Here is a 6,814-nt window from a genome sequence, read left to right on the forward strand (position 1 = left end):
CTCCGCTCGATCCATCACGCCACCCGCCCGTCCCCACCGGGCCGGCCGACGAAAGAGAGCGATTCATGCGCCGAACAGTCCTCAGCGCCACGGCAGCCGCGTGCGCCGCCGTGCTGGCGAGCACGGTGCCCGCGTTCGCCCACGGGGCCAGCGCGTCCCCGACCACCCGGCCCTCGGCCACGTCCGAGCCGTCGGCGCGGCCGAGCGCGCCGGCCGGCACGGAGCCGAGCGCGGTCCCCACCCGGGAACCGAGCCGGACGACCACCCCCGCCCCGACCGCCGTGCCGAGCGAGGGGCCCGGCCAGGTCGGCGTCGTACCGAGTGGGGCCCCCAACACCGGTGTGACCACCGGCTCCAATGGCTCGGGCTCGGACGGCATGCTGATCGGCGGCGGTGCCGCCGGTGCCCTCGCCGTGGGCGGCGTGGCGATCTTCCTTGTACGCCGCCGACAGGCGACCGGGGCATGACCCACCTGTCCAGGCGCGTGTTCGTCACCGCTGCGCTGCCCTCACTGCTCGTGAGCTGCGCCGGCCGCGGCAGCGACAGGGCGTCGGCCACCCGCCCCAGTGGTAAGCACGCGCCTGCCAGGTCCTCCGCGGACCGGGCGAACGCGCCGCAGTCGCTGGGCCGTTCGGTCCCGGCGCGGCTGCGGATCCCAGAGATCGGCGTCGACACCCCGGTGATGCGACTCGGGTTGGCGGAGGACGGCAGTGTGCAGGTGCCCCCGATCACCGCGCACGACCAGGCGGGCTGGTACCAGCACTCCCCGATGCCGGGCCAGACCGGTCCGTCGGTGATCCTCGGCCATGTCACGGTCGGCGCCTACGGGGACGGCGTCTTCCGCCACCTCGACCGGCTACGCCGGGGCGAACGGATCACGGTGCGCCTGGAGAACGGCACGTCAGCCGCGTTCACCGTTACCTCCACGCGAACGGTCGCCAAGGCCGCCTTCCCGACGAAGGAGGTCTACGGCGACGTCGACCGGCCGGAGCTGCGGCTCATCACGTGCGGTGGGCCCCGTACCGGCGACGGCTACCTCGACAACGTGATCGTCTTCGCCGCACTGAGCGCGAGCAACTGACCGGCCGCCACCCACCCCGATCCCGGACCGATGGAACATACCCTGTCGGTCCGGGATCTTCCCCACGGGCGCCCCGCGCACCCCGAGCGCGACGAGTGCCCCCCACCCCATGGAGAGCGTTGAAACGGTCCCGCGAGAAGGCAGCAGCAGAGCTGTTCGCTGCTCTCTACCCGCGCCTGGCCGGCTGGTGCCGCCGTCTGGTCGACGACGATGAGACCGCCCATGAGATCGCCTCGGAGGCGTTCACCCGCCTCTGGGCCCGCTGGACGTCCGTATCGGAGCCCCGGGGCTTCCTCTACGTCACAGCCGCGAACATCGTCCGGGACCACTGGCGCAAGCTGGAGCGCGAGCGCAAGGCGGTGCAGCGCGCCACCGTGGAAGCGTCCGTCCGCCCGCCCACCCAGCAGACCGACCCCTCGGTCCGCCTGCTCGTCCAGGCGCTCCCCGAACGACTGCGCATACCGATCCTCCTGCACTACTACGCTGACATGCCGATCCGGGAGGTGGCCGTGCTGACCGGACGCAAGGAAGGAACCGTCAAGGCCGACCTGCACGCGGCCCGCGAGCTGCTCCGCGCCCACCTGAGGAGAAGTCTTGATCACATACAATGACGACGGTCCGGACTTCGACCCCGACGACCCCCTCGCCGTCATCATGCGGCCGCCCTCCGAGCACCTCGCCCCGCCCCCCGGCCGGTACGACGAGATCCGCCGTGGCGCGGCCCGCCGCCGCATCCTGCGCGCTGCCGTCGGAGCCGGCGCGACCTGCGCGGTCGCTGCCCTCCTCGCCGTACCGCTCCTGCGTACCACCCACCAGGAACCCGCCTCCCCGACGGCCCCCCTTGCCCCACCCCCCGCGAGCAGCCCCGCGGCCGTACCGACCCCGGCCGAATCTGCTCCTGTGGGTGTCACCCCTCGCCCCAGCGCCCGCCCCTCGACGGGTACGACGACCGTTCCCACCCGCCCCCCGGCCACCGCCGCCTCGCCCTCCGCTGCCCGCTCGACAACGCCGACAGAACCCCCGCCCTCGGCCCCCACCTCACGCTTGCGCACGGTGGAGCCGTCACCGCACACGTCTCCGTCCGCCTCCGCAGCCGGCATCCGCCCGTGACCCCCGGGGCCGCCGGAACATACGTCTGTCGGCGCAGTGTGCCGGGTCTGTCAAACCGAACGGTTCAAACAGGGTGGTTGGGTTACTGACGGCTGCTGAGAGCCGGCTGTCGAAGGGTGATGTCGAAGGCGTTCAGCGCGGTCTTCCAGCGCATGGTCCAGCGGGCCTGGCCCCTGCCGGTGGGGACGAGCGACAATACGGAGCAGCCGTTGCAGCACGGCCGGTGACCCCTGTGAGTCCGCGTTCAGGGCATTGAGTCGGGACACCCAGGGTGTTCGTCTCGTTTCTGTTCACCGTGTGCTCGTGGCTGTGGGCAATGTCGACGAGTGAAGGAACACGAGCGTCCAGCGGCGGTGGCAGCCTCAACGGTGCCTTGTTGATGCGGAGTGCGACACCGTGATCGCCGTGCAGGCCGTGGGCGGTGGTCAGGAAACAGGCCTTGGCCGGGGGACACGAACCGCTGCTGGAGTTTGGGAGCGTGTCCTATGTGGTGAGGCGGAGGAGTCGCTTGTAGCAAGACCAGGGAGCCCGTGATCGGTAGGTGAGCCACCAGGATCACCCGCCAACCGAGCTGCCGAACGGTACCTGCGGGGCGGCGGGTAGCGTGCGGGCATGGCGATGACGGAGAAGCGGCGGGTCCTGTACCGGCAGGGCAGCGGGTTCTGGCGGATGACGGCGAAGTGGGTTCTGGTCTTCGGGGCCCTGTACCTGCTGGACGGCGGGCTCCTCCGGTCGTGGGGCGACGCTCTGGTCTGGCCGATGATCGGGATCCTGCTGTGGGTGCCGTTCGGGATCGGCGTCGTCTGGTACCCGAGGAAGGACCAGCGCGTCGAGCTGACGGCGCGTGAACTGCGGGTGCGGCGCAAGCGGCTGCCCATGGAGAGGGTGAACCTGCTGCACGTGGCGCGGCTGTGGCTGGAGGGGCGGTCGACCGCGGACGACCGGCCGGTGCTGGAATGGACACGGTCCGACCGGGTGGTGTGGGTGCCGCTGCGGGACGGCCGAGCGTTCGGCGTGGAGTTCCGCGACCCGGCCGCGTTCGCCAAGGTTTTCGGCGCCTTCGCGGTCGCGGCGTGCGGCGGGCCCGACATCGTCCGCGCGAGGGCCGCAGCGGAGACCTACCCGGATCCGCTCCCGATGCGGCGCCGCCCCGCCGACGACGCAGGCTCCTGGCTGGACCTCCTGGACATCTTCAACTGACAGCCGGTAACACAGGCAAGGGGCAGCCCTCCCTCAGGGACAGGGGGAACCGCACAGGGCCGGCGTTCTCGACCAGTTCCCCCGGGGGGCGTTCCACACAAACACCTCCTGCTGCTTGCCGAACTTGCCTGCACCACCGAGTATGCGCCTGAGCTGCACAGGAACCCTTCGCCCCCTCGTGAGTACCCGTGGCGCCGGGGCATCCAGCACACCATCCCGGAGAAGTCCGACAGTCAGGCCGCCCGCCGGGGCAAAGGCTCACGCGGCGGACGGCCACCCGGCCCCGACCCGTTGATCGCCCGCTCGACGGTGCTGTGCGTCGGCGAGGTATCAGCCACACCATTCCCGAGCGAGCCGAGCAGGCCCGCAACCGGCTGAACCGCGGCAGCCGTGGCGGACGGCCCCCGGCTTTCGACCGCGCCACATACACGCGGCGCAACGTGGTGGAACGGTGCTTCGACGAGTTGAGGCAGTGGCGCGGCATCGCCACCCGATATGACAGTCCACCGAGTCCTACCAAGCAGCCGTCACCCGCGCAGCCCTGCTGATGTGGGCGCGACATGTGACGACAGAACCCAGTGCGGGAACGGCCTCGAAGGCGTAGCCCTGTTCGAGGGGTTGACCCGCCGCTGGGTCGTCCGGCGGGACCGGCACGCCACCGACGAACGCCTAGGCAAGGCCGTCGCGAAGGGGGCGCCGTCTGGCTCGTGACGCGGGCTCGACACTGTACCGGGGTGTGTGTCGGCGGACCTCTACCACCGGTCACATTCCTGCGCGGTGATCCGTCAGGGCAGTGACCGCAACGTGAAGTGGAAGGGAAGACGACGATGGCAGCACGTTCGATCACTGCGCAGGTGCCGATGCGTCCGCGGATGTCCCGGGATCCTCAGGAGCTCGTGCCCGAACTGGCGGAGGTGTCGGCGGCGCTGTTCAAGGCCACCGGCAACCGCTCGGTACCGCGGACCACGATCAGTCTGGTCCAGCTGCGCGCCGGGCAGATCGTCGGCAGCACCTACCTCACCGTCCTGCACACGGGCTTCCTGCGCAAGGCCGGAGAGTCCGAGGAGCGGATCACGGCGGTGGCGTCCTGGCAGGACGCACCGTACTTCACCAGTGCCGAGCGTGCCGCGCTCGCTCTCGTGGAAGCCGTGCTCCACCCTTCCGCACACGGCGAGCGGGTCTCCGACGACCTGTACGCCCAGGTGTCCGAGCACTACGACGACACGGCGCTCACGACCCTGACCATCGCCATCGGACAGGTCGGCTTCTTCATCCCCATCGCCCTCATCGCCAAGCCGGTCCCCGGACGGGCGTTCACCGACCCCTGGGAATGAGAGCGGCCGCCTGACACCCGATCCCTCCCAAGCCCCTGTGACGAGCCGGCGTGACCGGTCGGCCGGCGCCGGGAGAGGACAACGCCGTCACCGGCATGCCCGTCGTCCCGGTCGCGAAGCGGTGACGTCGCTGCCGGACGCAGGCCGCGATCGCTACGCCGACGCCGTTACGGGCAGGCGGGGTTGCCGGTGAGGCGTGGTGAGCCCGGGGTGGGCGCGCTGATGTACCGGCTCATGAAGAGTGCCTGTTCGCCTGCCGAGGCGGTGCCGTCGTAGAGCGAGGTGTCCAGCCCGCAGAAGGCGAAGCCCATCTTGAGGTAGGCGTGAATGGCGGGAGCGTTGATGTTGCTGACCTCGAGCCACACATGCACCGCCCCGCACTCTCTCGCGAAGTCGAAGGCGTGATGCATCAGGGTCCGCCCCACCCCTTTGCCCCTCCACGCGGGTGCGACCTCGATGTCACAGATGCTCAGACGGGCGTTCCACGGGTCGAAGGAGGCCTTGACGAACCCGCACAGCTCGTCTGCGTCGAAGGCGGCCACCGTCCGGCTCTGCTCGGGATCGGTGTCGTCGTCCTCGCCGTCGTCCTCTTCGGGGAAGACCTTGCGAAGGGGAGGGTCGATCGGAGTCTCACGGATCCTGAAGCCCTCGTGGCCCGTGGTCACCGCAAAGACGGAATGCGTGGTGAACGACCCGTCGAGCCTGGCGAGGGCCTCGCCGTCCTCGGGCCGCGCCAGCCGGTATACGACCGTCCCCGCCACGGCCGGCACCGTCGCATCGTGTGCAGTCCTCTTCATGACTCGAGCGTAAGTCCGCTCCTACGAGCCGTGACGGTTTGTGGACAGGTGCGGGGTGCCGGGATCACCTCAGGGCCGAGCCCGTCGCGGTCGGCCGGGTGCAGGCCTTCTTGACGGCAACTGGCAGGTGCGCGGCGAGTGTTCGACGTAGGTTGTCCTGTGAATGATCCAGACATCGGCTGAAAGACGGACACGACTCATGACCGACCCCGCGACGACGCCCGGACCAGCGGTGCACCAGAAGATCGACACCTCGGTGCCGCACTCCGCCCGTATCTGGAACTACTGGCTCGGCGGCAAGGACAACTACCCCGTCGACGAGGAGGCCGGGGATGCGTACACCGCTGTCTTTCCCGGCATCGTCACCATCGCCCGCGGCAGCCGTGCCTTCCTGCGCCGCAACATCGCCTATCTGGTCTCCCAGGCGGGCATCCGGCAGTTCCTGGACGTCGGGACCGGCCTGCCGACCGCCGAGAACACCCATGAGGTCGCCCAGCGGCTCGCCCCCGAGGCACGGATCGTCTACGTCGACAACGACCCCATGGTCCTGGCCCACGCCCGCGCCCTGCTCTACTCCTCCCCCGAGGGCGCGACCGCCTACATCGACGCCGACGTCACCGACCCGGACCGCATCCTCGCGGCGGCCGCCGAGACGCTGGACTTCAGCCGGCCCACGGCCCTCATCCTCAGCAACATCCTGGGCCACGTCGCCGACTACGACCGGGCCCGCTCCATCGTCACCCACCTGATGGACGCCCTGCCCTCGGGCAGTTACCTCTCCATCAACGACGGTTCACGCGGCATCGACCCGGTCTTCGAACAGGCCCAGGACACCTACAACAACAGTGGCGCCGCACCCTACAACCTGCGCACCGTCGATGAGATCACCGCGTTCTTCGACGGATTGCAGCTCATCGAGCCCGGCGTCGTGTCCGTCACGCAGTGGCGCCCGGAGCCCGGATCGCCCGCCCCTGAGATCGTCGCCGAGCACGGCGGACTCGCCCGGAAGCCGTGACCAGGAAACACGCCGGCCTACGCTCCACTCCTCCTCACCCGAGGCGGAGTGGAGCGATCTGCGCCGCGTGCGCCGGCCTTCGGATCCACTCTCTGAAAGCCACACGCGGCGCGACCGGCCCGTCGGCGTTCGGTGCCGGATCAGGCGGCGCGGCCGGCCTTGAGGGCGGCCGCGGTGTCCGCGACACGCCGGGCCTGGTAACGGATCGCCTGCAGAGTCTCGTCGCTGGGCGCGCCGGCCCCGGTGGCGGTGCCGTAGGGGGTGCCCGTCTGGAACT

The 6,814-nt window shown here is 70.4% G+C and carries 8 protein-coding genes and 1 pseudogene; 8 read left to right on the forward strand and 1 reads right to left on the reverse strand.

The features are described from left to right. Positions 1-65 precede the first annotated feature (65 nt). From ABZ079_RS34895 to ABZ079_RS34925, 7 genes and pseudogenes are all read left to right on the forward strand, one after another. On the forward strand, positions 66-467 hold the full coding sequence (locus tag ABZ079_RS34895) for a sortase-dependent protein (RefSeq protein WP_356943469.1): 402 nt from the start codon (positions 66-68) through the stop codon (positions 465-467). Next, positions 464-1,081: a class F sortase gene (locus ABZ079_RS34900; RefSeq protein WP_356943470.1), complete on the forward strand. Its 618-nt coding sequence runs from the start codon at positions 464-466 to the stop codon at positions 1,079-1,081. Before ABZ079_RS34895 ends, ABZ079_RS34900 begins: the two co-directional genes overlap by 4 nt. A gap of 119 nt (positions 1,082-1,200) precedes the next feature. After that, positions 1,201-1,692, forward strand: coding sequence for an RNA polymerase sigma factor (locus tag ABZ079_RS34905; RefSeq protein WP_356943471.1), 492 nt, complete (start codon positions 1,201-1,203; stop codon positions 1,690-1,692). Continuing rightward, on the forward strand, positions 1,676-2,191 hold the full coding sequence (locus ABZ079_RS34910; RefSeq protein WP_356943472.1) for a hypothetical protein: 516 nt from the start codon (positions 1,676-1,678) through the stop codon (positions 2,189-2,191). The genes ABZ079_RS34905 and ABZ079_RS34910 overlap by 17 nt, the downstream gene beginning before the upstream one ends. Before the next feature lie 612 nt (positions 2,192-2,803). After that, positions 2,804-3,391, forward strand: a complete 588-nt coding sequence (locus tag ABZ079_RS34915; protein ID WP_356943473.1) for a hypothetical protein — start codon at positions 2,804-2,806, stop codon at positions 3,389-3,391. 311 nt (positions 3,392-3,702) lie between these two features. Continuing rightward, positions 3,703-3,995, forward strand: a pseudogene (locus ABZ079_RS34920) (IS5/IS1182 family transposase); the annotation flags it as partial. A gap of 223 nt (positions 3,996-4,218) precedes the next feature. Next, positions 4,219-4,725 carry a carboxymuconolactone decarboxylase family protein gene (locus ABZ079_RS34925; RefSeq protein ID WP_356943474.1) on the forward strand — a complete coding sequence of 169 codons (507 nt, stop codon included), beginning with the start codon at positions 4,219-4,221 and terminating at the stop codon, positions 4,723-4,725. A gap of 167 nt (positions 4,726-4,892) precedes the next feature. On the opposite strand, the gene ABZ079_RS34930 is transcribed toward ABZ079_RS34925, so the two are convergent. Further along, the gene (locus ABZ079_RS34930) at positions 4,893-5,522 is read right to left on the reverse strand and encodes a GNAT family N-acetyltransferase (RefSeq protein ID WP_356943475.1); all 630 of its coding nucleotides are present in this window, start codon (positions 5,520-5,522) and stop codon (positions 4,893-4,895) included. Positions 5,523-5,721: 199 nt separating this feature from the next. Here ABZ079_RS34930 and ABZ079_RS34935 point away from each other — a divergent pair, with 199 nt between their 5' ends. Beyond that, a complete protein-coding gene (locus ABZ079_RS34935) occupies positions 5,722-6,537 on the forward strand; it encodes an SAM-dependent methyltransferase (RefSeq protein WP_356943476.1) in 816 nt (271 codons plus the stop codon). The last annotated feature ends 277 nt before the right edge of the window (positions 6,538-6,814 follow it).

Origin of the sequence: Streptomyces sp. NPDC006314, from assembly GCF_040613075.1 — a bacterium.
Lineage (GTDB): Bacteria > Actinomycetota > Actinomycetes > Streptomycetales > Streptomycetaceae > Streptomyces.

What these genes read in the sequence shown, in the direction of transcription:
- ABZ079_RS34895 (WP_356943469.1), top strand. Translation starts at nt 66, where the DNA reads ATGCGCCGAACAGTCCTCAGCGCCACGGCAGCCGCGTGCGCCGCCGTG.
- ABZ079_RS34900 (WP_356943470.1), top strand. Translation starts at nt 464, where the DNA reads ATGACCCACCTGTCCAGGCGCGTGTTCGTCACCGCTGCGCTGCCCTCA.
- ABZ079_RS34915 (WP_356943473.1), top strand. Translation starts at nt 2,804, where the DNA reads ATGGCGATGACGGAGAAGCGGCGGGTCCTGTACCGGCAGGGCAGCGGG.
- ABZ079_RS34925 (WP_356943474.1), top strand. Translation starts at nt 4,219, where the DNA reads ATGGCAGCACGTTCGATCACTGCGCAGGTGCCGATGCGTCCGCGGATG.
- ABZ079_RS34930 (WP_356943475.1), bottom strand. Translation starts at nt 5,522, where the DNA reads ATGAAGAGGACTGCACACGATGCGACGGTGCCGGCCGTGGCGGGGACG.
- ABZ079_RS34935 (WP_356943476.1), top strand. Translation starts at nt 5,722, where the DNA reads ATGACCGACCCCGCGACGACGCCCGGACCAGCGGTGCACCAGAAGATC.